This window comes from Microbacterium sp. C23T, from assembly GCF_053345975.1.
Genome location: NZ_JBKFBD010000012.1, coordinates 81,697 through 107,792, shown reverse-complemented (window position 1 = coordinate 107,792; position 26,096 = coordinate 81,697). Strand labels below are relative to the sequence as shown.

Here is a 26,096-nt window from a genome sequence, read left to right as displayed (position 1 = left end):
GGTGGATTGATCGACTTCAATTCACGTCGTGCTTAATTCACGATGATCTGTACTATTGAGATCATGCTCGCTCCTACCGCCACGGTCGCTCACACCGCAGCACTCGCCCGGCTGGGGCACGCGCTCTCCGATACGACTCGTGTGGGCATCCTGCTGGCATTGCGCGAGGCCCCCGCGTACCCGTCGGATCTCGCCGATGCGCTGGGGGTATCACGGCAGGTGATGTCCAACCAGCTTGCCTGTCTCCGTGGTTGCGGTCTCGTTGAGGTCTCCCCGGATGGTCGGCGCAGCGAGTACCGGCTGTCCGACCCGCACCTTGCGCCCGCGCTGAGCGAGTTGCTGCAGGTGGTGCTGGTCGTCGAACCCGATTGCTGCGACGGTGAAGGCTGCACGTGCGCATGAGCACCACGGCAATCACCGGCGATCGCCGACACCTCCTGCAACGACGGATCCGGTGGATCGTGTCTGCGACCATCGCTTACAACGTGATGGAAGCGATCGTCGCGATCACCGCAGGCAGCATCGCTTCCTCCGGAGCCCTGATCGCCTTTGGGCTGGACTCCACCATCGAAGTGCTGTCCGCCGCGGCCGTCGCCTGGCAGTTCACCCGACGGGATCCGGAGCGCTGGGAGAAACCGACCCTTCGCGTCATCGCCGTCGCGTTCTTCGCCCTCGCCGTCTACGTCGTCTCCATGTCCCTCATGACATTGCTGAGCCGGGTCGAAGCGGAGCACAGCACGCTCGGCATCTTGATCACCGCGCTCAGCGTGATCATCATGCCGTTCCTGTCGCTCGCCGAGCGTCGCGCCGGCCGCGAACTCGGCTCCGCCACAGCGGTCGCCGATTCCAAGCAGACCCTGATCTGCACCTATCTGTCCGCCGCGGTACTGATCGGTCTCCTGCTGAACAGCCTGTTCGGCTGGTGGTGGGCCGACGCGATCGCCGGACTGGTCATCGCGGGGTTCGCCGTTCGAGAGGGCATCGAGGCCTGGCGCGGCGACGCGTGTGCCACCTCCGTCGGCATGATTCTCGAAGACGACGTCCACGACCACGACCACGACCACGACTGAGCGGCAGGCAGCCGGGACAGAGCAAATCGCGGTACGGCTGACGACCGGTTCGCTTCGTCAGATGGTGAGGAAGTCAGCCACCCCGATCAGTGTCTCGGGCTGGAGTCGGTAGTAGGCCCATGTGCCACGCTTCGAACGTGACAGGAACCCGGCCTCGGCCAGGATCTTCAAGTGATGCGACACGGTGGGCTGTGACAGCCCTACGGGTTCGATGAGGTCGCACACGCAGGCCTCCTGGCCTTCGGATGACGCGACGATCGACAGCAGTCGCAGCCGCGCGGGGTCGGCGAGAGCCTTCAGCGTGATCGCAAGTTGCTCGGCCTCGTGCTGCCCGATGGGCTCCTTCACCAGCGGCGCGCAGCGCAGCTCGCCGGCGGGACCGGTGATGTCGGCGACCTCGATCATCGTGACCATACATCGACACTAGTCGATATTGACAGTCATCGATATCCCTGTTCATACTGAGCATCGACGTTCATCAATATCCTGCGTTGGAGGCTCATCGTGACGCTGCTCGATCTCACACCCCGCACGATAGTGACCGACAGGTTGGCGACGCTGCCGGTCGTCATCATCGGCGCCGGCCCGATCGGACTGGCGGCCGGCGCGAACCTGCTGGAACGGGGGATCGACTTCACGATCCTCGAGGCCGGCGAGCGGGCCGCCGCGTCGATCCGGCTGTGGGGGCACACCCGCCTGTTCTCGCCGTGGCGCCACCTCATCGACCCGGCATCACGTCGCCTGCTCGATGCGGCCGGGTGGATGGCGCCAGCCGATGAGGGCCGTGCTCCCCGCGGGCAGGAGTTCGTCGACGACTATCTCGCCCCGCTGGCCGACCTCGAGGCGATCCGCTCCCGGATCCAGTTCGGCACCCGAGTGGTCGCGGTATCCCGGGAAGGCATGGACCGCACCCGCACCGCCGGCCGCGACACCACCCCGTTCCTGATCCGCGTCCAGACCGACCGGCGGCTCGAGGAACTGACAGGTCGGGCGGTGATCGACGCGTCGGGCACCTACACCTCGCCGAACCCGCTGAGCTCGTCCGGGCTGGACCCGCTCGGCGCCGGCGCCGTGAACGGTCGCGTGCTGCACGCACTGCCCGACGTGCTGGACGGGGACCGGGCGCGGTTCGCGGGCCGACACACCACCGTGGTCGGCGCCGGGCACTCCGCCGCCAACACCCTCATCGGCCTAGCCGAGCTGGCGCAGACCGAGCCGGGCACCCGGGTGACCTGGCTGATCCGCAACGCCTCCGCCGTCCGCGTCTCCTCGTCCGCGGACGACGAACTCGCCGACCGCGCCCAGCTCGGCTCCCGGGTCGACCAGCTCGTGGCCGCCGGGATCATCGAGAAGATCGACTCGTTCGAGATCTCCACCGCCGAATCCCACGGCGACGGCGTCCAGCTCACCGGCACCCGCCGCGGCGTACCGGCTGCCCACGACACCGACCTGGTGGTGGGCGCGACGGGGTTCCGGCCGGACCTGGGCATGCTCCGCGAGATCCGGCTGCAGCTGGACGACATCGTCGAGGCGCCGATCCGGTTGGCGCCGCTGATCGACCCGAACGTGCACTCCTGTGGCACGGTTGCCCCGCACGGGTTCGACGAGCTCCGGCATCCGGAGGCCGGGTTCTTCCTGGTTGGCATGAAGTCCTACGGCCGTGCGCCGACGTTCCTGCTCGCCACCGGCTACGAGCAGGTCCGCTCCGTGGTCGCCTGGCTCGACGGCGACATGCGCGCAGCCACCGAAGTGCAGCTCACCCTACCCGCGACCGGCGTCTGCTCGACGGACCTCGGCGGTGGAAGCTCGTGCTGCTCGTGACCCCGGTTCGGGGGATGACCGCAGCGGACTGGCCCCGGGTCGAGGCGATCTTCGCCGCCGGGATCGCCGGCGGCGAGGCCACCTTCGAGACCACCACCCCGAGCTGGGAGCAGTTCGACGCCGGCAGGATTCCCGACGCCCGACTGGTCGCCGTCGACGACACCGACACCGTCATCGGCTGGGCGGCCGCCTCCCCGGTCTCAGCTCGGGCCGTCTACCGGGGTGTGATCGAGCACTCCGTCTACATCGACCCCGCCCACCACGGGAAAGGCCTCGGCCGCCTCCTGCTCGAGGCGTTCATCGCCGTCGCCGAGCAGTCCGGGTATTGGACCATCCAGTCGAGCATCTTCCCCGAGAACACCGCCAGCCTCCGGCTGCACGAGCGCGCCGGATTCCGGATCGTGGGCCGACGCGAACACATCGCCCGCTCCCAGCTCGGCCCACACGCCGGGCATTGGCGGGACACCGTGGTCGTCGAACGACGCAGCGCGATCAACGGGCATTGAGATCGAAACGACCGGTCACCCGAACGACCCAGCAATTCATCGATGCTCGTCTATGCTTTTGGTTGAGAAGGAAGCGAGACCCCGCATGAGCGCCAAGCCCGCCGTCCTGTTCGTCTGCGTTCACAACGCCGGTCGCTCGCAGATGGCCGCCGGCTACCTGCAGGCCCTCGCCGGCGACCGGATCGAGGTGCTCTCCGCGGGTTCCGAGCCCAAGGATCAGATCAACCCGGTCGCGGTCCAGGCGATGGCGGAAGAGGGCATCGACATCGCCGGGAACACCCCGAAGCTGCTCACCGTCGACGCCGTCAAGGAATCCGACGTCGTGATCACGATGGGCTGCGGCGACGCCTGCCCCATCTTCCCCGGCAAACGCTACGAGGACTGGGAACTCGACGACCCCGCCGGCCAGGACGCCGACACCGTCCGCCGCATCCGCGACGAGATCCGCAGCCGCGTGGAGACCCTCATCGACGAGCTCACCCCCACCGTGTGACCGTCGACACCCCAGCGCTCTCGCGGCAGCCGCTCTGGCGGCGCGCCCTCGCCGAGTTCCTCGGCGCCGCACTCCTCGTCACCGTGGTCGTCGGCTCCGGCATCGCCGCGCAACGGTTCTCGACAGATGCCGGGCTGCAGTTGCTCGAGAACTCCATCGCCACCGCCCTCGGCCTCGGCGTCCTCATCCTGCTGTTCGCACCCGTCTCCGAAGCCCACTTCAACCCCGTCGTCTCGCTCGCCGACTACGCGCTCGGCAGGCGCGACCGCACCGGCCTCACCGCACCCGCCCTCGGCGTCTACCTCGGCGCACAGCTCGCCGGCGCGATCTGCGGAGCGTTCCTCGCGAATGCCATGTTCGCCACCCCCACCAGCATCTCCGCCACCGACCGCGCCACCCCCGCGACGTTCCTTGCCGAGACCGTCGCCACTGCCGGGCTCGTGCTGCTCATCATCGGGCTCTCCCGAACCGGCCGGAGCATCCCCGTGATCGCGACGGCGGTGGGCGCGTACATCGGCGCCGCGTACTGGTTCACCAGCTCCACGTCCTTCGCCAATCCCGCCGTCACGGTCGGCCGCATGTTCACCGACACCTTTGCGGGAATCGCCCCGCCCTCCGCCATGCCATTCATCGCCGCCCAACTCGTGGGCGCGGCGGCCGGGGTCGGCCTAGGCACCCTGCTCTTCAGAACCCCGGGACACCGGCAAGCACATCGTCGATGACACGGCGCACCGGGGTGCTAGGCATTCCCCACGCGGCGCCGGCGCGCTCAGGGACGACCGTCGCGCACCAGGTGTCACCTCTGAGGTGGTCGCAGGCTCGGTGGGCGCTGTCGTGCGAACCGCACCGCGGTGGTGCCCGTAAGCGGAGGGTCTGCGGGCGCCGCGCTCAAGAAACCCCCAGGTCAGGGGCTCGTGTCAGCGGTAGTTGACGAACTGGAGGTCGACGTCGAGGTCGGCGGCCTTGAGCAGGCGCTGGACCTCCTGCAGGTCGTCGCGCGACTTCGACTGCACGCGCAGCTCGTCGCCCTGGATCTGCGCCTTGACGCCCTTCGGGCCCTCGTCGCGGATGATCTTCGAGATCTTCTTCGCGTTCTCGGACGAGATGCCGTCCTTGATCGTCGAGACGATCCGGTACTCCTTGCCGCTGGCGAAGGGCTCGCCCGACTCGAGGCTCTTCAGCGAGATGCCGCGCTTGATGAGCTTCGACTGGAAGACGTCGAGGACGGCCTTCGCGCGATCCTCGGTGCTGGCCTTGATGAGCACGGACTCGCCGCTCCACTCGACGGAGGCCCCGGTGCCCTTGAAGTCGTAGCGCTGCTCGATCTCTTTGCGGGCCTGGTTGAGGGCGTTCTCCGCCTCCTGGTGGTCGACCTTGCTGACGATGTCGAACGAAGAATCTGCCATGGCGGGCAGTCTATCGGCGGCCGCCGTGCGGCGCGGGGAGAACAGATGCTGCTGCAAGCGGTTCCAGACGTCCCCACATGTGCAAGCGATTCCATGCAGGCGCTGAAAGTCACGGCGAGATATCGATCCGACCCCGATGTTGCCATATGGCGTCTGCTGAGTTACAAATGTAAGCGCTTGCATTTCCGCAGGCGAGAGTCGAACCCGCACCGTCGCGACCGACAGTGCGGCCGGACTCACTCAGCACTCCAGAGAGGCACTGCACCGATGAAGGTGAACAAGAAGAGCTGGCTCGCGCTCGGCGGTCTCGCCGTCGCGTCGATCATCCTCGCGGGATGCGCGGGCAGCGGTGACGACACCGGTTCGACCGATGAGGGCGACGCCACGTCGACGCTGACCGTCTGGGTCGACTCCGAGCGCGTCGACGCGCTGAAGGGCGCCGCCGACGCGTACAGCGAGAAGACCGGTGTCAAGGTCGACCTCGTCGGCAAGGACGTCGGCAAGATCAAGGACGACTTCATCCAGCAGGCACCGACGGGCAAGGGCCCCGACGTGGTCATGGGCGCGCACGACTGGCTGGGCGAGCTCTCGACCAACGGCGTCGTGGCGCCGATCGAGCTCGGCGACACCGCCGGCGACTACCTCCCGGTCGCGCTCCAGGCCTCGAACTACGACGGCACCACCTACATGCTCCCGTACGCGGTCGAGAACATCGCGATCCTCCGCAACGCCGACATCATCCCCGAGCCGGCCACGAGCTTCGACGACATGATCGCCAAGGGCCAGGCCGCCGGCCTCACCACGCCCTTCGTGGTCGAGCAGGGCGTCGAGGGCAACCCGTACCACCTGTACCCGTTCCAGACGGCGTTCGGCGCTCCGGTGTTCGGCACCGACGCCGAGGGCAACTACGACCCGACCGACCTGCAGATGGGCAGCGAGGGCGGCTTCCAGTTCGCCAGCTGGCTCGGCGCCCAGGGTGCCGCGGGCAACTTCAACACCGACATCGACGGTGACATCGCCAAGACCAAGTTCCTCGAGGGCGAGTCGGCCTTCTGGCTCACCGGCCCGTGGAACGTCGGCACGGCCACCGACGCAGGCATCAACGTCGCAATCGACCCGATCCCGAGCCCGACCGGCGCCCCGGCCCAGCCGTTCGCCGGTGTGAAGGGCTTCTTCGTCAGCTCGGAGTCCGACAACAAGGTCGCCGCGAACGACTTCCTCGTCAACTACATCGGCACGGAGGACGTCCAGCTCGAGCTGTTCAAGGCCGGCAACATCCTGCCCGCCCTCACCGCCGCTGCCGACACGGCTGCGTCCGACCCGATCATCGCCGGCTTCCAGGCCGTCGGCGCCGACGCGGTGCCGATGCCCGCGATCCCGGCCATGGGTTCGGTCTGGCAGTACTGGGGCATCGCCGAGGCCGCCATCATCAACGGTGCCGACCCGACGACGACGTGGCAGAAGCTCGTCGACGACGTGAGCGCCGCCATCAAGTAACACCCTGCGGTCGAAAGACCGCGACAGGCGACCGGGACGGATGCCGCGGCATCCGTCCCGGTCCCGATCTTGAGGACGATCGATGACCGACACTGTTCAGGCCGACACGGCCGAGAAGACGCCGACGCCGACGCCGCGTCAGCGCAGCGCCGCGCGGATCGCCGATGCCGCAGGCGGCAAGCTCCGCTGGGTGGCGCTGAAGATCGCGCTGCTCGCCATCGTCGACGCCCTCGCGCTCTACGCCGTCTTCGTGCTGTTCCTCCACAACGAGTGGCTGGTGCTGACCCTCGTCACGGCCGTCACGATCCTCGTCAACTGGATCTACTTCTCGCGCCGCACAATTCCCGCGAAATACCTGACGCCGGGCATCATCCTGCTCGTCGTCTTCCAGATCTTCACGCTGGTCTACACCGGCTACATCGGCTTCACGAACTACGGCACCGGTCACAACGGCTCGAAGGACCAGGCGGTCGCCTCGCTCATGCGGTCCTCGCTGGTCCGCGTCGAGGATTCGCCGACCTACGACGTCACCGTCGTCGAACGCGTCGGCGAGCTCGGCCTGCTGGTCACCGATCCGACCGACGGCGAGGCATCCCTCGGCACCAACCAGAAGCCCCTCGAGCCGGTCGACGCCACGATGGAGGGCGGCAAGGCCGTCGCCGTGGACGGCTGGACGACCCTCACCTTCGCCGATGTGCTTGCGCGCAGCAACGACGTCGAGCAGCTCGCCGTTCCCTTCAGCACCGATCCCAACGACGGCGCGATCCGTACGCAGGACGGCCAGAAGGGGTACCTCTACACGTCGACGCTCGTCTACGACGCGGATGCCGACACGATGACCGACACCGCCACCGGCACGGTGTACTCCGACACGGGGGAGGGCGCGTTCACCTCCGAGTCGGGCGAACAGCTGATGCCCGGCTGGCAGGTGTTCGTCGGCTTCGACAACTTCGTGCGGGCGATCACCGACGCGTCCATCCGCGGGCCGCTCATCTCGGTCACCCTGTGGACGTTCGTGTTCGCCATCGTCTCGGTCGCCTCGACGTTCTTCCTCGGGCTGCTGCTGGCCATGCTGTTCCAGAACAAGCGCATGCGCTTCAAGAACGGGTACCGGATCATGCTGATCCTGCCGTACGCGTTCCCGGCGTTCCTCGGTGCGCTGGTGTGGGCGGGCATGATGAACAAGAGCTTCGGCTTCATCAACCAGGTGCTGCTGGGCGGCGCCGAGATCCCGTGGCTCACCGATCCGGTGATGGCGAAGGTCTCGGTGCTCCTGGTCAACCTCTGGCTGGGCTTCCCGTACATGTTCCTGGTGTGCATGGGGGCGCTCCAGGGCATCCCCGAAGAGGTCAACGAGGCGGGGGTCATGGACGGTGCCAGCCCCTGGCAGATCTTCCGCCGCATCAAGCTCCCGCTGCTGCTGGTGACGGTCGCGCCGATCCTCATCGCGTCGTTCGCGTTCAACTTCAACAACTTCAACCTCATCTACATGCTCACCGGCGGCGGGCCGAGATTCGAGGACGCGACGATACCCGTGGGCCATACCGACCTGCTGATCTCGATGGTCTACAAGGTCGCCTTCACCGGGCAGAACCGCGACTACGGGCTCGCCTCGGCGTTCACGATCCTCATCTTCATCGTCGTGGCCGTCATCGCGATCATCAGTTTCCGCAAGACCAAGGCCCTCGAGGAGCTGAACTGACATGTCTGAGTCCCAGGACCGTCTCGCTCACCCCGACAAGACCGTCGCCCAGAACGCGACCCTCGCCGTCTTCGCCGGCGGCACCGCCGAGCAGTTCGAGACCTCTGTCGGCGGCATGGCGCCGTCGCCGAAGGCCGTGAAGCCCGCTCGCCGTCGCCCCTTCGGCAAGTGGTTCCGCGACACCGGCTGGCGCCACGTCGTCGCGATCATCGGCTCGATCTTCGCGATCTTCCCGCTCGTGTACGTGCTGTCGTCGTCGCTGAACGGCAACGGAACGCTGACGGGAAGCAACCAACTGTTCTCGTCGATCAGCCTCGACGCCTACGTGCGCATCCTCACGAACCCGCAGGTGCCGTACGGCCAGTGGTTCGTGAACACGATGATCGTGGCGCTCGTCACCGGATTCTCGATGGTGTTCATCGGCGCGCTCGCCGCCTACGCGTTCTCGCGCATGCGCTTCAGCGGGCGCCGCGTCGGGCTCATCACGATCGTCGTGGTGCAGATGTTCCCGCAGATGCTCGCCGTGGTCGCGATCTTCCTCATGTTCAGCGCGATCAGCGACTGGTTCCCCGCGATCGGTCTCAACACTCTGAGCGGTCTGATCCTCATCTATCTCGGCGGGGCGCTGGGCGTGAACACGTATCTCATGTACGGGTTCTTCAACACGATCCCGCGGGAACTCGACGAGGCGGCGAAGATCGACGGTGCGGGCCACGCGCGCATCTTCTTCACGATCATCCTGCGCCTGGTCGCGCCGATCCTCGCCGTCGTCGGCCTGCTGTCGTTCATCGGCCTCATCAACGAGTACATGATCGCGAGCGTGCTGCTCATCGATCCCGACAAGCAGACGCTCATCGTGGGACTGACGAAGCTCGTCTCCAACCCGCGCTACGCGGACTGGTCGGCGTTCGCTGCCGGTGCCGTGATGGCCGCGATCCCCGTCGTCATCGTCTTCCTGCTGCTGCAGAAGTACATCGTCGGCGGCCTCACCGCCGGCGCCACGAAGGGCTGATCGCGCACAGCTGATCCGAGAGCGGATGCTGCGCCGGCTGCGTGCTGTCGCAGCATCCGCTCTGCGATGATCGAGGCGAGCACCGCCACCGCCCGCCTGACGAAAGGCCGAGCCATGACGACCCTCCTCCCTCACCACGACGGCTCGCCCCTGTACGTGTCCGACCTCGCGCCGCAGCTCGGCGACGTGGTCACCGTGCGGCTGCGCGTGCCGGCGGGCTACGGCCCCCTCGCGGCGGTGCGCACGCGCTCGAACCCCGATCACGAGCCGGAATGGACGGATGCTGCGCCCCTCGGCTCCGCCGACGGCTGGGAGTGGTGGGAGGCCCCGGTCACCGTGCGCAACCCGCGTCACGGGTACCGCTGGGTACTCGTGCACGAGGACGGGCGCGTCGAGTGGCTGAACCAGACCGGGCTGCATGCCATCGAGACGCTCGACGCCGAGGACTTCGCGCTCGTCGCGTACCCGGCGCCGCCCGCGTGGCTCACCGACTCCGTGATGTACCAGGTGTTCCCCGACCGCTTCGCACGGTCGGCGCAGGCCGACACGCATCCGACCCCGGACTGGGCGATCCCGGCGACCTGGGACGACCCCGTCGACCCTGTCGTGCCGGCGCGCTCGCAGCAGTTCTACGGCGGCGACCTCGAGGGCGTCATCGAGAAGCTCGACCACCTGGTGTCCCTGGGCGTCAACCTGCTCTACCTCACGCCGATCTTCCCGGCGGCGTCCAATCACCGCTACGACGCGTCGAGCTTCGACCGCGTCGACCCGCTACTCGGCGGTGACGAGGCGTACGTCCGGCTGATCGAGGCGGCGCATGCCCGCGGCATCCGTGTCATCGGCGATCTCACGAGCAACCACTCGGGTGATCGGCACGAGTGGTTCCAGGCCGCGCTCGGCCACCCCGGCGCACCCGAGGAGGAGTTCTACTACTTCACAGATGCCGCGAACACCGAGTACGCGTCATGGCTCGGCGTGCCGACGCTGCCCAAGTTCAACTGGGCGTCGCAGGAGCTCCGCGACCGGTTCATCGAGGGCCCCGACTCCGTCGTCGCGAAGTGGTTGAAGCCGCCGTACTCGGCCGACGGCTGGCGCATCGACGTCGCCAACATGACCGGGCGCCTCGGCTCCGTCGACCTCAACGCCGAGGTGCGGCAGCTGCTGCGGCGCACGATGATCGAGATCAACCCCGACACGATCCTGCTGGGGGAGTCGACCAACGACGCCGCGAGCGACTTGCAGGGCGATGGCTGGCACGGCGCCATGACGTATCCGTCGTTCACGCGGCCGGTGTGGGGATGGCTCTCCGAGCCGACCCACGCGCCGTACCTCACGTACGACGGCAGCGAGGCGACCGAGCCGTGGTTCTTCACGCAGCCGATCGGCGGCATCCCGCGGTACACCGCACGGCAGTTCGTCGACGCGGTGGTGCGCTTCACCGCCGGCATCCCGTGGCGTGTGCGGCTCGGCAACATGCAGCCGCTCGACACGCACGACACCGGGCGCTTCGCCACCAACGCGGCGCCCGGGGCGGTGCCGGTCGCGGCAGGCCTCATGATGACGCTCCCGGGTCTGCCCGTGATCTTCGCGGGCGACGAGTTCGGCCTCGTCGGGGTCGACGGCGAGGCGAGCCGCACGCCGATCCCGTGGGGCACGGAAGGCGAGCCCGAGGTGGCCGAACGGCTCGCGCTCTACCGCGAGCTCGTCGCGCTGCGGCACGCGCACCCTGTCCTGTCGACCGGCGGCCTGCGCTGGGTGCACGTCGACGACGAGTCCGTCGTGTTCGTGCGGGAGGCCGCCGACGAGACGCTGCTCGTCGCGGCGGCGAAGGGCGACGCGGATGCCGAGATCCCGGCAGGCGCCCTCCCGGGCGCCGCTGCGGCCGAGCCGCTCGTCGGCGACGCGACCCTCGCGGTGGCCGGCGACGGGGCGGCGCTGCTGTCCGCCGACGGGCCCGCGTTCGCGGTGTGGCGGCTCGCGGGCGTCCGGGTGCCCGCACCCGAGCCTGACGCGGCGACGGCGGACGAGGTGTCGCGCGGCGTGGCCTCGGCCGACGAGGCCACTCCCGCGGAGCAGGTCGAGTCCGCCTGACGACACCGGCGCGGGCTGTGGACAACCGTGACACGCAGTCGCATCGTTTGACACACTGAGTCCCATGTCAGCGTTGACCACCATCGGCCTGCCCGTGGCCCTCGGAATCATCATGTTCGGGCTCGGCCTGAGCCTCACCCTCGGCGACTTCGCCCGCGTCCTCAAGCAGCCGAAGGCGGTGATCGTCGCCCTCGTGTGCCAGCTCGCGCTGCTGCCCCTGATCTGCTTCGGGCTGGTGCTCGCGTTCCAGCTGCCGCCGATCCTCGCGGTCGGCATGATGATGCTCGCGGCGTCGCCGGGCGGCACGACCGCCAATCTCTACAGCCACCTGTTCCGGGGCGACGTGGCCCTGAACATCTCGCTCACGGCGGTGAACTCCGTGATCGCCGTGTTCACGCTCCCGCTCATCACCAACCTCGCGATCCTCTACTTCAACCCGTTCGACGACCAGCTGGGACTGCAGTGGGCGAAGACGATCGAGGTCTTCGCGATCGTGCTGCTGCCGGTGGCGCTCGGCATGATCGTGCGCCGCTTCTGGCCGCGCTTCGCGAAGGCGATGGACAAGCCGGTGCGCATCGCATCGGTCATCATCCTCGTCGTCGTGATCGCCGGCGCCGTCGCGCAGAACTGGGCGCTGCTGCTCGAGAACTTCGGCCGCCTCTCGCTCATCACGATCGTGTTCTGCCTCATCAGCCTCACGATCGGCTACTTCGCGCCGCGCCTGGTGAAGGTCGGCAAGCGCCAGTCGATCGCGTCGTCGTTCGAGATCGGCATCCACAACGCCACGCTCGCGATCGTCATCGCGCAGACCGTGCTCGGCTCGGTCGAGCTGTCGCTGCCGGCAGCCGTGTACGGCGTGCTGATGTTCTTCATCGCCTTCGGGTTCGGCTTCCTGATCCGCGACCGATCGGGCGCCGCCGAGCAGCCCACGCCCGACGCGGTCGACGACGCCGCGACCCCGGCTGCGACGGCCTGACGACAGGGAAGGCGGATGCTGCCGCCTCCGCGTGCGCGAACACGCGGGGTGGCGGCATCCGTCGTCCTTCGTAGACTGGGCGGGCGAGGAGGTGCCATGCGCCCACTGACCGAAGATGAGCTGCGTTCCGCGTTCGTGAACGCCTCCGCCGACGAGCTGCGTCTCGTCACCCTGCCTCACGACTTCGTGCTCACCGACTGGGATCACCTCGACTTCCTGGCGTGGCGCGACCCGCGCACCCGCGGTCGGGGCTACCTGGTCGCCGAGATCGACGGCGAACCCGCCGCCATCGTGCTGCGTGGCGCCGAGGGGTCCTCCCACGCGCGCGCGGCGCTGTGCAACCTGTGCCACACGATGCAGCCCGCCGACCAGGTCACCATGTACACGGCGCGTAAAGCCGGCGAGGCCGGTGTGCACGGCGACAGCGTGGGCACGTACATCTGCGCGGACCTGTCGTGCCACGAGAACGTGCGCCTCGCGCCGCCGCTCGCGCCCAACGAGGTGCGGGCGAGCGTCGACCTGAAGATCGACGGCACGCGCCGGCGCACCGAGGCGTTCGTCGGCCGGGTGCTCGAGACGGCAGGAGCGCGGCGATGACGGTCGTGGTGGTGGGCGACGCGCTCATCGACGAGCTGCGAGACGACCACGGCGTGCGGGAGTTCGTCGGGGGAGCCGCGCTGAACGTCGCGGTCGGCCTCGCGCGGCTCGGCGTTCCGGCGACCCTCGTCGCGATGCTGGGCGACGACGAGCCGGCCTCGCGTGTCAGGCGTTACCTGGCGGACTTCGGCGTCGAGCTCGTCGCGACGCCGTCGCTCCTGGGCACCGCACGCGCGGTGAGCACGCGCTCCGGCGCAGGCGAGCCCGTGTACGAGTTCAATGAGGCGTCGCAGCGACGGCGGATCCGCTTCGGTGACGCCGAGCGCCAGGCCTTCGCGGACGCCGACCTCGTCGTCGTGAGTTGCTTCGCCCTCGACGACGCCGAGCAGGCCGAGGAGCTGGCCGACGCGATCGCCGGGGCCGAGGCATCCGTCGCGGTCGATCCCAACCCCCGCACCGGCATGATGCACGATAAGGACGAGTTCGTGCGCAGCTTCGAGTCCCTCGCGGCCGGGGCCGCCCTGGTGAAGGTCGGCGAGGACGACGCCGCGCTGCTGTACGACGAGCGGCTCGACGCCCTGCGCGCCCGCCTGATCGACCTCGGTGCCCGCGCGGTGCTGGCCACCGAAGGCGCAGCCGGCGCCACGATCGAGGCCGGCGACGTCGTGGTGACGCGGCCGATCTCGAACCTGCCCGGCCGCATCGTCGACACGATGGGCGCCGGCGACGCCGCCTTCGCCGCGACCGTCGCCGCACTCGTCACGGGGACGCCGGAGAGTGCCGACGACTGGGACACGGTGCTGGTCTCGGCGATGGACGCGGCGGCCGCGACATGCCGTTTCGAGGGGGCGCTGCTGCGCACGCCCAGCGCGCTCGAGAGCCTCGACCTCGACCACATCGGCACCTAGACCGGGCCGATTTCAGACCTCGGGCATCTACGCGTAATATGGTGGATCGCGCCTCCGGTCGTCTGGAAAAGTCGGACGGGTGCGCACCTGGCGAGTTACCCAAGCGGCCAAAGGGATCTGATTGTAACTCAGCTGTCATCGACTTCGGGGGTTCGAATCCCTCACTCGCCACCACCACACGAAGCGCCCCGCACCGCGGGGCGCTTCGTCGTTCCGGGCGGCTAGCCTGAGGCGATGATCTGGACCGCCACCGGCACCCTCACCGCGGAGGCCGCCACGCGGCATCCCGAGCTCGTCAGCCCTGCCGTCGCGAGCGGCCTCGCGCAGCTCGATCCCGCCGTCGCGGCGACGGTGGGTGTCGCCGAGATCGACGCCGCGCTCGCCGACACGGCCGCGTTCTGCGAGCGGTACGGCGTCGCGCCGGACGCGTCGGCCAACTGCGTCGTCGTGAAGGGCAAGCGCGGCGGCGACGTGCGGTTCGCCGCGTGCATGGTGCTCGCGACGACGCGCGCCGACGTCAACGGCGTGGTGCGCCGGCGCCTCGACGTGCGCAGCGCCTCATTCGCACCGATGGACGAAGCCGTCGCGCTCACCGGCATGGAGTACGGCGGCATCACCCCGATCGGCCTCCCCGGCGACTGGCCGATCCTCGTCGACGCCGCCGTGGCCGCGGCGCCGGAGGTCGTGATCGGCGGGGGCGTGCGCGGCAGCAAGCTGTTCCTTCCCGGCAGCGCACTGCTCGCGCTCCCGGGCGCCGAGCTCGTCGAGGATCTCGGACGCGCCGTGGGCTGAGGCATCCGTTCGGATCCGGGTTCGCGACCCCGCCCGCGATCGCCCGCACGCGCCGCCGGGCGGCATGTCAGGATGGGCGGTGCAGGCACTCCGCCCGCGTCACGAGAGGATCGCCATGACCGCGCCCGACCCGTATGCGACGCCCGCTCCGAGAGCGCAGGACGGGCGGACGGATGCCTCGCCCTCGCCGCTGCTGCGGATCGCGATCTGGGTCGCGATCGGCGCCCTCATCGCCGCGGCGCTGGTCTGCGTCGTCTGGGTGCTCATCGGAGGGCAGAACGGCCTCATCGGACGCGCGTTCCTGACGATCCTGCTGCTCGTCGCGTTCGCCGGGGTGGCCATCCTCGACGCCCACCTCGCACCGCGGCGTCCGGCCTGGTTCGCACTCGCGAGCATGGCCTCGTGGATCATCGCGCTCCTGCTCGGCGCCATCATGATCTGGATGCCGGAGCGCTACTTCTGGATCGGGTTCTCGAAGTTCGTCCAGTTCCTGCTGATCGTGCTGATCCTGCAGCTCGTCCTGCTGCACGTGCGCCTCTACATGAAGGCGCTCCAGCGTCACGACACCGCGTTCACCCGCACCGTCGCGATCATCACGATCGCGCTCGTGGTCGGCCTCGCGGCCCTGCTGATCATTCCGCTGGCGTTCGGCGAGTGGCTCATCCTCGCGGATCTCTACTGGCGGATCGTGGTCGCCGTGGCGATCCTGGCGGCGGTCGGCACGGCGCTCCTGCCGCTCGTGAACGTGCTGCTCGCTCCGAAGAAGCCCCGCGCCCACGTCGCGTACCCGGTCCTCGCGGCCCCGGCCGGCCCCGCCGCCATCGCCGCGCCCGTCGGCGCCCCGGCTTCGCACGAGCTCCTCCCGTGGCCGACGTACGTCGACGGCGCCACGCCCTTGCCGATGCTGCCTGACGGCTCGCCGGACTGGAACGCGTACTACACGGGCTACCCGTCGCCGGGCGCGCACGTCTTCACGCGGATCGAGCCGGCTCCCTCCGCACAGCTGCCCGCCCCGCAGGCTCCCGCAGCCGCCGAGCCCGCCGCGCCGCAGCCGCCCGCGACGGCGCCGGGGTACGAGGGCTACCCGCCGCCCCCGCCGCTGCCGCCGCGCCCCTGAGCGACGGACCCGCTGCGGGTCACAGCATCCGCCTCCTTCACGCTCCACAGGTCAACCGGGGTTCTGCCGGAGGTTTCGCGCCGATTTCGTCCTGTGGAGCCGCGGTTGACCTGTCGAAGCCAGGTGCGACGGGCTGAACTCGACCCCGGCATCGCAGGATCAGCGCAGGAGGAGCTCCAGCGCGGCCATGGCGGCGTTGTGGCCGCCGAGGCCGCTGACGGCGCCGCCACGGCGCGCCCCTGAGCCGCACATCAGCACGGTCGGATGCTGCGTCGCCACGCCCCAGCGCGCGGCAGGCGTGTCGAGCGGCTCGTCGTCTCCGGCCCACGGCCACGAGAGCGGCCCGTGGAAGATGTCGCCGCCCACCATGCCGAGCGAGTGCTCCAGGTCGGCGGTGGTCCGCGCCTCGACGCACAGCGTGCCGTCGGGAGCCTCGTAGAGGCAGTCGGCGATCGGCTCCGCCAGCACCGTGTCGAGCGAGCGCTGGGCTGCGTCGAGGAGCGCTGCGCGCGCAGCATCCGTGTCCCGTCCGTCCACGAGGCGGTGCGGCACCTGGAGGCCGAAGAGCGTCAGGGTGTGTGCGCCCGACGCGCGCAGCTCGGGACCGAGGATGGTCGGGTCGGTGAGGGAGTGGCAGTAGATCTCGGCCGGCAGGGGATCAGGGATGCTGCCGCCCACCGCCGCCCGGTACGCGTCGTCGAGCTGGGTCATGGTCTCGTTGACGTGGAAGGTGCCGGCGAACGCCGCCTCGGGAGCGACGCTGTCGTCGCGGAGACGGGGGAGCCGCTTCAGCAGCATGTTGACCTTCAGCTGCGCGCCCTCGGGCGCGGGCGCACCGGCGAGAGGCGCGTCCGCGCCGCCGGCCGCGAGCAGTCGCGAGAGCACCGCCGGTCCGACGCCGCTCAGCACCAGCTGCGCGTGCACGACGCCACCGCCCGCGAGCGTGATCTCGCCGTCCGGTGTCACGGCGGTCACCTCGGTCTCGGTACGCAGCTCGGCCCCGGCCTCGGTCGCCGCGCGCGCCAATTCGGCCGTCACACGGCCCATGCCGCCGACGGGGACGTCCCAGTGCCCGGTGCCGCCGCCGATCACGTGGTACAGGAAGCAGCGGTTCTGGCGCAGGCTCTCGTCATCGGCGGAGGCGAACGTGCCGATGAGACCGTCGGTGAGTGCGATGCCGCGGGCGATGTCGGTGTCGAACGACGACCGGATCACGTCGCCCAGGGGGCGCTCGAAGAGGTCGGACCAGAGCCGGTCGTCCCGGAGCTCCGCCCGCACCTCTCCTCCGCGACGGAGCGGCTGCGCCATCGAGGGGAAGAGGAGCCGAGCGACGGGCTCGATCCGGTCGGAGAAGTCGCCGAACCGGGTCGCTTCGCCGGTGCTCCCGGTGACCCGCGCGAACGAGTCGGCGGTGGCTGCGGCATCCGCGGTGTCGATCAGGATGCCCCGCGACGGAGCCGCCGGATCCGGCGTGTACGAGGAGTAGCGGCGGCGCAGCAGGCGGATGTCGAGGCCCAGGTCGTCGATGATGCCCTGCGGCAGCAGGCTGACGAGATAGGAGTAGCGCGAGAGCCGTGCGTCGACGCCCGCCCACGGCCGTTCCGACACCGCGGCCCCGCCGACGTGGTCGAGCCGCTCGAGGACGACGACCGAGCGTTCGGCCCGGGCCAGATAGGCGGCGGCGACGAGGGCGTTGTGACCGCCGCCGACGATGGCGACGTCGTAGCGGGAGGAACGGGCGGCAGCGACCATGGGCTCCACGCTACCCACGCGGGTGCTCGGGCAGCGCGCCGCTTCGTTACCGTGGAGGCATGAGCCTCGAGCACGACCTCGAATCCCTTGCCATCGACATCGCCCGCGAAGCCGGGGACCTCGCGCGGACCCGCCGCGAGGCGGGCGTCGCGATCGCGGCGACCAAGACGGCCCTCGCCGACATCGTGACGGAGGCCGACCGCGAAGTGGAGGCGCTGATCCGCGCCCGGCTGTCGGCTGCGCGCCCCGACGACGGCTTCCTCGGGGAGGAGACCGGCGGTGACCGCGGCGCGAGCGGCGTGACGTGGGTCGTCGACCCGATCGACGGCACCGTGAACTACGCCTACGGCATCCCGTCGTACGCCGTGAGCATCGCCGCCGTCCAGGGCGAGCCCACGCCCGGCGAGTGGGAGGCGCTGGCCGGCGTCGTGTACACCCCGGTGCTCGGCGAGATGTTCCACGCCTCCCGCGGCGAGGGAGCGTGGCTGGGTGTGAACCGGCTGGCCGTCAACCCGGAGGTCGGGGGAGCGGGCGCGCTCCTCGCGACCGGGTTCGGCTACGACCCCGCGACCCGGCCCGGAGACATCGAGCTCATCAGCCGCGTCATGCCTGCCGTGCCCGCGCGCGACCTGCGTCGCGGAGGGTCGGCCGCGAGCGATCTGGCCTTCGTGGCCGCCGGGCGCCTGGACGGCTACTTCGAGCGGGGGCTCGCCCCGTGGGACCTTGCGGCGGGATCGTTGCTCGTCACGGAGGCGGGTGGCCGATTCGGCCGGGCGGAGCCCGACGGCGGTCCGCGCGCCCCCCTCATCGTCGCCGCGACACCGGCGATCTTCGACCGTCTGGCGGAGGCCGCGGGACTCGCGTGAAGACGCGGTTCTCATCGAATCCTCACCAAACGCGCGTCATGAAATCCGAGCCGCACATGGCATTCCCAGGACGCCCGGGGTAGGGTTTACCCGATCGTTACCTTCGCCACCCGAACGGCGGAGGGGTCCTTTTGCCCGAAGACCGCCTTGTCGCGAACACCCCCCTCGCGGCACGACCCGAGAGCCTACTTCCGCTTTGCCTTTCGACGCCCCCCAGGCCGGATCTGCGCCCACGCGCCGTTCCAGCCGACCCTCCGCAGCGCCTGCTCAGGCGACGCCGGAGGCAGCAGGGGCAGGCCGTGCGATCGTACGGCGGCAGGCGGCGAGCACCGCTCCCGAGCGTCCCGCGGTCGTGTGGGGTCGTCCGGTCGAGTCGAAGCGGACGGATGCTGCCGCCACCCCCGCGGTGAAGCCCGAGGAGACGTCCTACGTCGCGTCGACCCCTGAGGTCGCGGCTCCGGCGACGCCGGTCGCCTCCGCCCCGGTGGCTCCAGCTCCGGTGGCGACGCCGGTCGAGCCGGTGGCTCCGGCGCCGTCGTCGGTCGAGCTTCCGGCGGCGTCCGGCCCCGTCATCGAGCCCGTCGCGCCGCGCGCCCGTGCCCGTTCATCGGTCGCTGCTGCCGCCGCGCCCGTCGCCGAGCAGGTGAGCCGACGCTCGCGTCGCTCTCAGACCGCCCAGCAGCCCGCGACCGTCGTGCCGCCGATCGCCCCTGTCGCTCCCGCCGAGCCCGAGCGTCCGGCCGCGGCGTTCGACGCCGGACTGCCGACCCGCGAAGAGCCGGCACCGCTGCTCGACACCGTTCTCGCTCCCGCCGAGCCGTTTGAGCTTCTCGAGCCCGTCGCGATCGCCGAGTCGCCGGCCTCCTCCACCGCTGTTCCTGCGCCGGCCCAGAGTGCGACGCCGACCGAGGGGGCGTCCACGTGGATGGCCGACTCCTTCGCGAGGCTCCTCGCCGCCGAAGCCGCTGAGACGGTGGCCACGACGGCGCCCGAGGTCCAGGCGGCCGCACCGCAGCCGCCCGCAGCGCCCGCCGAGTCGCCGGCACCCGCCCCGAAGCAGGCCGAGCCCTGGACGACGGCCGCGCCCCGGTCCGCCGCGCCGACGCAGACGACGACCACGGCCCAGCCGGAGCCCGTCGCCTCTTCAGGTGCCTCGCGGTCCACCGAGCCGCAGGCGCCGCGCGGACGCAGTGAGCGCCCCCGCACCGAGCGCATCGAGCCGCTGACCGGCCCGATCCCCGCGCCCGCAGCTCCCGGAGTCGACGAGTTCGAAGCCGCATCCCGTCTGTTCGCCTTCACCGGCGAGACGCCCGTGCAGCAGGCCGCGCCCGAGGCAGAGGCTGAGGCAGAGGCGACGCCGCACGCGGCGCCCCGCCGCGCGCAGAGCCGTCGTGGCTCGGCCTTCAAGCGGGTCGCCACCGCGTCGTTCTCGGTCGGCGTCTTCGGCATCGTCGGGCTGATGGCCGTCGGCATGACGACCCCGGCCGAAGCGGTCGCCGCGGTCAACGGCACGGAGACCTCCCTCTCGGTGCTCGCCGCCGGCGACGAGTCCGCGCCGCTCATGGATGAGGCCCAGATCCAGGCCTACGTCGCTCCTGGCGACGCGCAGAGCGACACGCTCCAGCGCACCGAGAACTACGCGACGACCACCACGGCGCAGCTCGCCTCGGAAGCGGGGATCAAGAACTTCTCGAACCTCTTCCACAACAACCCGAACTCGAACATCCAGTGGCCCTTCGCGGTCGGTGTGACGATGTCGTACGGGTTCGGCATGCGCTCCGGCCGCATGCATGAGGGCATCGACTTCACTCCCGGCAACGGTGCACCGGTGCAGGCGATCGCCGACGGCACCGTCCGCGTCGCCTCGGAGGCGGGCGGCGCCTACGGCGTGCACGTCATCATCGACCACATCGTCGACGGCCAGCTGGTCTCGAGCCACTACGCGCACATGCAGTACGGCTCGCTGCAGGTCACCGCCGGCCAGCGTGTCACCGTCGGCACGGTCATCGGCCACACCGGGAACACCGGACGCTCCTACGGCGCCCACACGCACTTCGAGATCCTCCAGAACGGCACCACCGCCATCGACCCGTGGCCGTGGCTCCAGGAGCACACCGACGGGACCCACACGGTGGGTTGACGTGGTTCGGAAGGATGCCGCGCCTCTGGTATCCTCTTCTAGTTGCCTGCTTGCAGGCAGCACGCCCCGATAGCTCAGTGGCAGAGCACTTCCATGGTAAGGAAGGGGTCGTCAGTTCAATCCTGACTCGGGGCTCGCGGCATCCATTTCGTGACCGTTGGATGCGTATGGCAGGGTAGCTCAGTTGGTGAGAGCGCACGACTCATAATCGTGAGGTCGCGGGTTCAAGCCCCGCTCCTGCTACAGATCAAATCCTCGGCTCAGCCGGGGATTTTTTCGTGGGCGCGGGACGGCGGGCCTCCGGCCGCGGGAACAGAGTCAGGAGATGACGAGTCTCACGAACTCCGCGACCCCGTCCCCGTCGTTGACGTAGCTGTACGAGGCATCCGTCGGGTAGGTGGCGTGGCCGCCCGCATCCAGGGCGATGTCACCATCGGCGCGCTGGATGATAAGACGGCCGCCGGTGACCAGCACCATCTCGTGCCAGCCGGCGGGGTCGGGCTCCGCGTCGTACCGATCCCCGGGTTCCAGTGCCCAGGTCCACAGCTGCGCCTCCATGGTCGCCGGCGCCGCACCGCACAGGACCGCGATGCTGCCGGGGCCGGCTCCGCGCCACATGACCTCGTCGATGCGGGTGGATGGTGAGGAGGGTTCGGCCACCAGTCGGCTGAAGGTGGTGCCGAGAGCTTCTGCGAGGCGATCGACGGCCGACAGACTGACGTTGGCTTCGCCTGCCTCCAGGTTGATGACAGTGCGTCGGCTGAGCCCCGAGGCTTCGGCGAGGGCCGCCTGGCTCATCGCCACCCGGGTGCGGGCGGCGCGGACGTTCTCACCCACGTGGCGGAGGACGGCCGACTCTCGCTCGATTTGCGTGTGCACAATTCTGCACACTAACATGTGCAGAATGTTGCACAGGCGGTGGTCGGTCTCGCTCAGCAGACAGGAGTGGGCACTCGTCGGCATCACGGCGCTGTGGGGGTCCACCTTCCTCATCGTCCACATCGCCATGCAGCACAGCGGTCCCTGGTTCTTCGTGGGGCTCCGCTTCCTCGTCGCGGCCGTCGCCGCGGCGGTCGTCTTCCGGTCCGCGCTGCGCGGGATCCGGGCGATCGAGGTCTGGGCGGGCGTCGCGATCGGCACGACGATCTCTCTCGGGTACGGGCTTCAGTCGGCCGGCCTGCAGACGATCAACAGCAGCACGTCCGCCGTCATCACGGCTTTCTACGTGCCGCTGGTTCCCCTTCTTCAGTGGCTGGTGTGGCGCAAGGCCCCGGGGAAGATGACCCTGATCGGGGTCGGACTGGCTTTCATCGGACTCCTCCTGGTGGCCGGGCCGGGCGCACACGGGACCGGTCTCGGCGCGGGCGAGCTCCTCACGATCATCAGCACGCTGGCGATCGCGGGCGAGGTCGTGCTGATCAGCCTCTTCGCACGACGGGTCGACCTCGGTCGGGTCACGATCGTGCAGCTGGCGGTCGCGGGGCTGCTCGCCCTGCTGACGATGCCGGTCGTGGGAGAGGCCGTGCCGGCGTTCTCGTGGGGATGGCTGATCCCCGCGGTCGGTCTCGGTGTCGCGAGCTGTGTGATCCAGCTGACGATGAACTGGGCGCAGAAGTCGGTGTCGCCCACGCGCGCCACGATCATCTACGCGGGGGAGCCGGTGTGGGCGGGCGTCGTGGGCAGGCTGGCCGGCGAGCGCATGGCCCCGATCGCGCTGGTGGGCGCCGCCCTCATCGTGATCGGGATGGTGGTGAGCGAGCTCAAACCCGCCCGGGCGCCCTCCTCGGACGTCGTCTCGCCATCTGATTCCGGTGAAGCGGATGCTGCGGAAGAGGCGACAGCGCGGCCCTGAGGTCGTGCCGGATCACGCTATCTATGTGGTGCGTCGACGACCGCGGCAGTGTGGACTTGGGGGAACATTCTGCAGCTCGTTCGCGAAGGTGGGAGACCGGCGTTGGATGGACCTGAGCTTCTCCGGCGGTTCTGCATCGGCGATCGCGCGCTCGCGGACGATTCCGGCGAGCTCTGGGCGAGATGCGTGGACGACCGCACGCGAGAGCTCATCAGGATCGGTGCGCTGATCGCGATGTCGGCCCCCCACGTGTCGCTGCAGACGGCGATCGACGATGCCCTTTCCGCGGGCGTCGCCGACGACGAGATCATCGCCGTGATGGACGGCCTGGTCAGCATCGTCGGACTGCCGCGCGCGGTTGCCGCGGCTCCGCGCATCGCCTTCGCCTTGGGATACAGCGACGACTTCCTCGGCGACGAGGGGTGAGGCGGCCGGTCGCCTACCCGCCGAGCAGGCCGATCGCCACCGCGCGTTCGACCGCGGCGCCGCGGGTCGTCACGGCGAGCTTGCGGTAGACCGAGCTGAGCTGGGAGCTGACGGTGTTGCGCGAGACGTACAGTCGCTGCCCGATCTCGGCGATCGTGAGGTGCGTCTGCAGGTACGGCAGGAGGCGGAGTTCGGCCGGTGTCAGCGGGACCGTTCCCTCGGTGTGGGGTTCGGCCGACAACCCTGCCCGGAACTCCTCGATCTGCGCCGCGATGACGCCGACGTCAGGGGTCTTCCGCAAGAGGTGGTCGCACTCTGCCAGGAGGTGGAACGCTGCGGAACGGTCGCCGAGGGCGACATGAGCCTTCGCGAGCTGCAGTCGCACGCGCAGCGAAAGCCAGGGAAGCAGATGGGTGCACCCTACTCTGGCCCGCATTCCACGAGCGAGGAGCCGCTCGCCACGCTCTCGCTCACCCAGGTGCACGGCGACCCGAGCGGCGACGGCCAACGCGAGGGCCGTGGTGGGGTATCCCTCGAGGTGGTTCGTGTCGATCGCATCGACACCGCGCTGCGCGTGCGCAGCAGCCGCCGCCCAGCGGCCGCGGTCGATCGCGATCAGTGCCAGCTCGGGCTCGCTCAGGATGACGGTGTCCGGCGCGTTCGAGACGATCCCCACCTCGACCGCCTCGGCGAATGCTCCGCCTGCGGTGTCGGTGTCCCCGCGGAGGGTCGCCGCCGATCCCCAGAGATGCAGTGCCTGGGCCCGCCAAGGGCTGGTCAGCGGCTCGTGCGCGACCGCGTACGCGGCGTCGACGGCGACCTGCTCATGCCCATGCCGGCACATCGCCGCGCGCACCATGGACCGCGCGGACTCGAACTGCACGCGGTCGGCATCGGGGAACCCGCTCGCATCGATCTCGTCGAGCAGCGCGGACCACTTCTCGCCCTCTGCCACCTCGCCGAGGAGAGCAGCCGCCCAGGTCCTGAGCACGATGAGCGTGGGATGCTTGAGGAGCACGGTCGGGCCGAGCTCCTGGAACCAGCGCCGCACCGTGGTGATCTGGCCCTGCTCGTACATCTCGAGCGCGATCTCCGCGACGAGCGTGGCCGCGCGCGCCGACTCGTCAGCCGTGAGCAGATGCTCGACGGCCGTCGCGTGGGCGCCGTGCTCCTCGTGCCACTGGGCTGCGCGCAGGTGCAATGCTGCTGCCGCTTCGGAGCCTTCGGACCGCTCGAGCTCCACCAAGAGGTACTCGCGGAACAGCGCGTGGAAGCGGAACCAGCTCCGGGTCCGGTCCATCGGGACGAGGAACAGGTTCGCCGCCTCGATGTCACCGAGTCGGCGTCGCGCGTCCCCGATCTGCAGCACCGCGTTGCACGCCTCCGGGGACATCTGGTCGAGGACGGCGCTGCGGCGGAGGAAGATCTGGGTCGCCTCGGGCAGGCGCTCGATGCACTCCCGGTAGAGGTAGTCGGCGACGTATCGCTCGTCGCCGGTGACGGTCGTGGCGTCACCGCCCGCTCGTGCGACCAACGCGCAGAGATACAGTCCCGTCGGCCATCCTTCGCACTTCGCGACGATGCCGGCGAGGTCCGTCTCGGTGACGTGAGGGGCCCCGGCCTCGTCGAACACCGTCCGGGCGTCGGCGGCGTCCAGGCTGAGGTCGTCGGAGGACATCTCCCAGACGACGCCCTGCGCGCGGAGCCGAGCAAGGACGGGCGGCTCCTGGCGGCCCGTGAGGACGACCTGCGATCCGGACGGCACCCGCGCGAGCAGGACCTCCAGCGCGTCCTGGCAGGCCGGTGATCCCACCAGGTGCAGATCGTCGATGAAGAGGACGAAGTCCCTGGGCGCGGTCGCGAGAACGGCGGCGAGGAGGGGCGCCGATCGTCCGAGCGCTCCCGCACCCACGCCCCGCATCTCATCGACGACCGCCCCGGCCACGGGGGAGAAGCTCGCGCACGCGGACGCGAGGACGGGCAGCAGCGCGGCGGGATCGTCGTCGGTCCGTTCCAGCGACACCCACGCCACCGCGCGGGATTCCGCGGCCGCCCACTCGGCGAGCATCGTGGACTTGCCGTATCCGGCAGGGGCGGCGATCGAGACGACGCCGGCGTCGCTCGCCCGGGCGCGCTCGATCTGACGAAGTCTGCTGACAGCATTTGTCCGCCAGGGTGGAACCTGGGTCTTGCTCTCGAGCAGCACCGCCTGCAGATCGCGTCCCCCCAGGAGCGAATCACGGAGCGTGTCCGGCACGGTCCGCATCCTATTGGGCGGTTTCCGCCGACCACAAACCCGCCCCGTCACGTCTACGCGCGCCCGCATCATCCGATTCGGAGGACGCCGGTCACGCGGCCGGGCGTGTGCCCGCCGGCCGCGTGACGGAGACCGATACGGTCGTAGTCGGCTGCTGAGCACCTGCCCGGCCGGAGACCTGAGGGAGAACGATGACGTCCACGCCGCCCGTGGGAGGACTGCCCGAGCTGGAATGGACGCACCGCCCATCCGAGGCGCGGTACGACCAAAAGACCCGTGCCCTCGAGCTGACCTGCGCCGCCGGCGTCGATTGGACGAACGACGCGACCGGCGCACCGCCGCAGCACGAGGCATCCAGTCTCTCATTCGTCGCCCCGGCGTCGCCGTTCACGCTGCAGGCGCGCGTCGAGGTGGTCGGTGAACGCACGACATTCGACGCCGGCGCGCTGACGATCTGGCGCGACAGCGACCACTGGGCGAAGCTCTGCTTCGAGTTCTCGCCGCAGGGTGAGGCGATGGTCGTCAGTGTGGTCACGCGTGGCCTGTCGGACGACGTGAACTCCGCGGTCGTCGCGGACCGGGCGGTGTGGCTGCGGATCGCCTCGCTGGGTGGGGATGCCTGGGCGTTCCACGCCTCTCAGGACGGCGTCCGGTGGGACTTCGTCCGGCTGTTCTCGCTCGCCGGCGGCGCCGCGCCCGTTCGGGTCGGCTTCATGGCGCAGGCACCGCTCGCCGACGCCTGCACCGCGGTGTTCGACCAGATCGATCTGCGCGCGACCCTCGTCTCGGATCTCCGCGACGGATCGTAGACGGAT

25 protein-coding genes and 3 tRNA genes are annotated in these 26,096 nt (G+C 69.8%); 23 read left to right on the top strand and 5 right to left on the bottom strand.

The annotated features are described in order from the left end of the window. Nucleotides 1-63 precede the first annotated feature (63 nt). Both ACLBXX_RS08805 and ACLBXX_RS08800 read left to right on the top strand, forming a co-directional pair. The gene (locus ACLBXX_RS08805; RefSeq protein ID WP_447657711.1) at nucleotides 64-402 is read left to right on the top strand and encodes an ArsR/SmtB family transcription factor; all 339 of its coding nucleotides are present in this window, start codon (nucleotides 64-66) and stop codon (nucleotides 400-402) included. Continuing rightward, complete coding sequence (locus tag ACLBXX_RS08800; RefSeq protein ID WP_447657729.1) at nucleotides 399-1,070, top strand: cation diffusion facilitator family transporter; 672 nt, start codon at nucleotides 399-401, stop codon at nucleotides 1,068-1,070. Before ACLBXX_RS08805 ends, ACLBXX_RS08800 begins: the two co-directional genes overlap by 4 nt. A 57-nt stretch (nucleotides 1,071-1,127) precedes the next feature. On the opposite strand, the gene ACLBXX_RS08795 is transcribed toward ACLBXX_RS08800, so the two are convergent. Continuing rightward, on the bottom strand, nucleotides 1,128-1,484 hold the full coding sequence (locus tag ACLBXX_RS08795) for an ArsR/SmtB family transcription factor (protein WP_447657710.1): 357 nt from the start codon (nucleotides 1,482-1,484) through the stop codon (nucleotides 1,128-1,130). A gap of 90 nt (nucleotides 1,485-1,574) precedes the next feature. Here ACLBXX_RS08795 and ACLBXX_RS08790 point away from each other — a divergent pair, with 90 nt between their 5' ends. The 4 genes from ACLBXX_RS08790 (at nucleotide 1,575) to ACLBXX_RS08775 (ending at nucleotide 4,612) form a co-directional block, all read left to right on the top strand. Further along, on the top strand, nucleotides 1,575-2,891 hold the full coding sequence (locus ACLBXX_RS08790) for an NAD(P)-binding domain-containing protein (protein ID WP_447657709.1): 1,317 nt from the start codon (nucleotides 1,575-1,577) through the stop codon (nucleotides 2,889-2,891). 14 nt (nucleotides 2,892-2,905) lie between these two features. Continuing rightward, the gene (locus tag ACLBXX_RS08785) at nucleotides 2,906-3,397 is read left to right on the top strand and encodes an N-acetyltransferase family protein (protein WP_447657708.1); all 492 of its coding nucleotides are present in this window, start codon (nucleotides 2,906-2,908) and stop codon (nucleotides 3,395-3,397) included. 85 nt (nucleotides 3,398-3,482) lie between these two features. Further along, nucleotides 3,483-3,890 (top strand): arsenate reductase ArsC, encoded by a 408-nt coding sequence (locus ACLBXX_RS08780; RefSeq protein WP_447657707.1) that lies wholly within the window; start codon nucleotides 3,483-3,485, stop codon nucleotides 3,888-3,890. Further along, nucleotides 3,887-4,612, top strand: coding sequence for an aquaporin (locus tag ACLBXX_RS08775; RefSeq protein WP_447657706.1), 726 nt, complete (start codon nucleotides 3,887-3,889; stop codon nucleotides 4,610-4,612). Before ACLBXX_RS08780 ends, ACLBXX_RS08775 begins: the two co-directional genes overlap by 4 nt. Before the next feature lie 195 nt (nucleotides 4,613-4,807). Here ACLBXX_RS08775 and ACLBXX_RS08770 read toward each other — a convergent pair whose 3' ends face one another. After that, nucleotides 4,808-5,296: a YajQ family cyclic di-GMP-binding protein gene (locus ACLBXX_RS08770; protein ID WP_447657705.1), complete on the bottom strand. Its 489-nt coding sequence runs from the start codon at nucleotides 5,294-5,296 to the stop codon at nucleotides 4,808-4,810. Between the two features lie 267 nt (nucleotides 5,297-5,563). Between ACLBXX_RS08770 and ACLBXX_RS08765 the strand changes: the two genes are divergently transcribed. The 10 genes from ACLBXX_RS08765 to ACLBXX_RS08720 all read left to right on the top strand — a co-directional run bounded on the left by ACLBXX_RS08765 (nucleotide 5,564) and on the right by ACLBXX_RS08720 (nucleotide 15,988). Further along, a complete protein-coding gene (locus tag ACLBXX_RS08765; protein ID WP_447657704.1) occupies nucleotides 5,564-6,793 on the top strand; it encodes a sugar ABC transporter substrate-binding protein in 1,230 nt (409 codons plus the stop codon). 82 nt (nucleotides 6,794-6,875) lie between these two features. Then, entirely contained in the window at nucleotides 6,876-8,495 is a 1,620-nt protein-coding gene (locus tag ACLBXX_RS08760; protein WP_387139322.1) for an ABC transporter permease subunit, read from the top strand. Between the two features lie 115 nt (nucleotides 8,496-8,610). Then, on the top strand, nucleotides 8,611-9,507 hold the full coding sequence (locus ACLBXX_RS08755) for a sugar ABC transporter permease (RefSeq protein ID WP_387141255.1): 897 nt from the start codon (nucleotides 8,611-8,613) through the stop codon (nucleotides 9,505-9,507). A 114-nt stretch (nucleotides 9,508-9,621) separates the two neighbouring features. Continuing rightward, nucleotides 9,622-11,598 (top strand): glycoside hydrolase family 13 protein, encoded by a 1,977-nt coding sequence (locus tag ACLBXX_RS08750; protein ID WP_447657703.1) that lies wholly within the window; start codon nucleotides 9,622-9,624, stop codon nucleotides 11,596-11,598. 64 nt (nucleotides 11,599-11,662) lie between these two features. Continuing rightward, nucleotides 11,663-12,574, top strand: coding sequence for a bile acid:sodium symporter family protein (locus ACLBXX_RS08745; RefSeq protein ID WP_447657702.1), 912 nt, complete (start codon nucleotides 11,663-11,665; stop codon nucleotides 12,572-12,574). A gap of 96 nt (nucleotides 12,575-12,670) precedes the next feature. Continuing rightward, entirely contained in the window at nucleotides 12,671-13,171 is a 501-nt protein-coding gene (locus tag ACLBXX_RS08740; RefSeq protein ID WP_387139314.1) for an FBP domain-containing protein, read from the top strand. After that, nucleotides 13,168-14,079, top strand: coding sequence for a PfkB family carbohydrate kinase (locus tag ACLBXX_RS08735; RefSeq protein ID WP_447657701.1), 912 nt, complete (start codon nucleotides 13,168-13,170; stop codon nucleotides 14,077-14,079). Before ACLBXX_RS08740 ends, ACLBXX_RS08735 begins: the two co-directional genes overlap by 4 nt. Before the next feature lie 89 nt (nucleotides 14,080-14,168). Beyond that, a tRNA-Tyr gene (locus ACLBXX_RS08730) sits at nucleotides 14,169-14,253 on the top strand. A gap of 60 nt (nucleotides 14,254-14,313) precedes the next feature. Next, nucleotides 14,314-14,871 (top strand): YbaK/EbsC family protein, encoded by a 558-nt coding sequence (locus tag ACLBXX_RS08725; protein ID WP_447657700.1) that lies wholly within the window; start codon nucleotides 14,314-14,316, stop codon nucleotides 14,869-14,871. Between the two features lie 115 nt (nucleotides 14,872-14,986). After that, nucleotides 14,987-15,988 carry a hypothetical protein gene (locus tag ACLBXX_RS08720; protein WP_447657699.1) on the top strand — a complete coding sequence of 334 codons (1,002 nt, stop codon included), beginning with the start codon at nucleotides 14,987-14,989 and terminating at the stop codon, nucleotides 15,986-15,988. Between the two features lie 159 nt (nucleotides 15,989-16,147). Here the strand turns inward: ACLBXX_RS08720 and ACLBXX_RS08715 are convergent, their stop codons facing one another. Continuing rightward, on the bottom strand, nucleotides 16,148-17,740 hold the full coding sequence (locus tag ACLBXX_RS08715; protein ID WP_447657698.1) for a phytoene desaturase family protein: 1,593 nt from the start codon (nucleotides 17,738-17,740) through the stop codon (nucleotides 16,148-16,150). A gap of 59 nt (nucleotides 17,741-17,799) precedes the next feature. Here ACLBXX_RS08715 and ACLBXX_RS08710 point away from each other — a divergent pair, with 59 nt between their 5' ends. The 4 genes from ACLBXX_RS08710 (at nucleotide 17,800) to ACLBXX_RS08695 (ending at nucleotide 20,989) form a co-directional block, all read left to right on the top strand. After that, nucleotides 17,800-18,606: an inositol monophosphatase family protein gene (locus ACLBXX_RS08710; RefSeq protein WP_447657697.1), complete on the top strand. Its 807-nt coding sequence runs from the start codon at nucleotides 17,800-17,802 to the stop codon at nucleotides 18,604-18,606. A 352-nt stretch (nucleotides 18,607-18,958) separates the two neighbouring features. Next, nucleotides 18,959-20,746: a peptidoglycan DD-metalloendopeptidase family protein gene (locus ACLBXX_RS08705; RefSeq protein WP_447657696.1), complete on the top strand. Its 1,788-nt coding sequence runs from the start codon at nucleotides 18,959-18,961 to the stop codon at nucleotides 20,744-20,746. 63 nt (nucleotides 20,747-20,809) lie between these two features. After that, a tRNA-Thr gene (locus ACLBXX_RS08700) sits at nucleotides 20,810-20,881 on the top strand. A 34-nt stretch (nucleotides 20,882-20,915) separates the two neighbouring features. Beyond that, nucleotides 20,916-20,989: transfer RNA gene (locus tag ACLBXX_RS08695), tRNA-Met, on the top strand. Between the two features lie 75 nt (nucleotides 20,990-21,064). Here ACLBXX_RS08695 and ACLBXX_RS08690 read toward each other — a convergent pair. After that, the gene (locus tag ACLBXX_RS08690; RefSeq protein WP_447657695.1) at nucleotides 21,065-21,625 is read right to left on the bottom strand and encodes a helix-turn-helix domain-containing protein; all 561 of its coding nucleotides are present in this window, start codon (nucleotides 21,623-21,625) and stop codon (nucleotides 21,065-21,067) included. A 25-nt stretch (nucleotides 21,626-21,650) separates the two neighbouring features. Between ACLBXX_RS08690 and ACLBXX_RS08685 the strand changes: the two genes are divergently transcribed. Beyond that, a complete protein-coding gene (locus tag ACLBXX_RS08685) occupies nucleotides 21,651-22,598 on the top strand; it encodes a DMT family transporter (protein WP_447657694.1) in 948 nt (315 codons plus the stop codon). A gap of 48 nt (nucleotides 22,599-22,646) precedes the next feature. Next, nucleotides 22,647-23,024, top strand: a complete 378-nt coding sequence (locus ACLBXX_RS08680) for a carboxymuconolactone decarboxylase family protein (RefSeq protein ID WP_447657693.1) — start codon at nucleotides 22,647-22,649, stop codon at nucleotides 23,022-23,024. Between the two features lie 13 nt (nucleotides 23,025-23,037). On the opposite strand, the gene ACLBXX_RS08675 is transcribed toward ACLBXX_RS08680, so the two are convergent. After that, nucleotides 23,038-25,281, bottom strand: coding sequence for a LuxR C-terminal-related transcriptional regulator (locus tag ACLBXX_RS08675; RefSeq protein WP_447657692.1), 2,244 nt, complete (start codon nucleotides 25,279-25,281; stop codon nucleotides 23,038-23,040). A 191-nt stretch (nucleotides 25,282-25,472) separates the two neighbouring features. On the opposite strand from ACLBXX_RS08675, the gene ACLBXX_RS08670 reads away from it, so the two are divergent. Then, the gene (locus tag ACLBXX_RS08670) at nucleotides 25,473-26,090 is read left to right on the top strand and encodes a DUF1349 domain-containing protein (protein WP_447657691.1); all 618 of its coding nucleotides are present in this window, start codon (nucleotides 25,473-25,475) and stop codon (nucleotides 26,088-26,090) included. The last annotated feature ends 6 nt before the right edge of the window (nucleotides 26,091-26,096 follow it).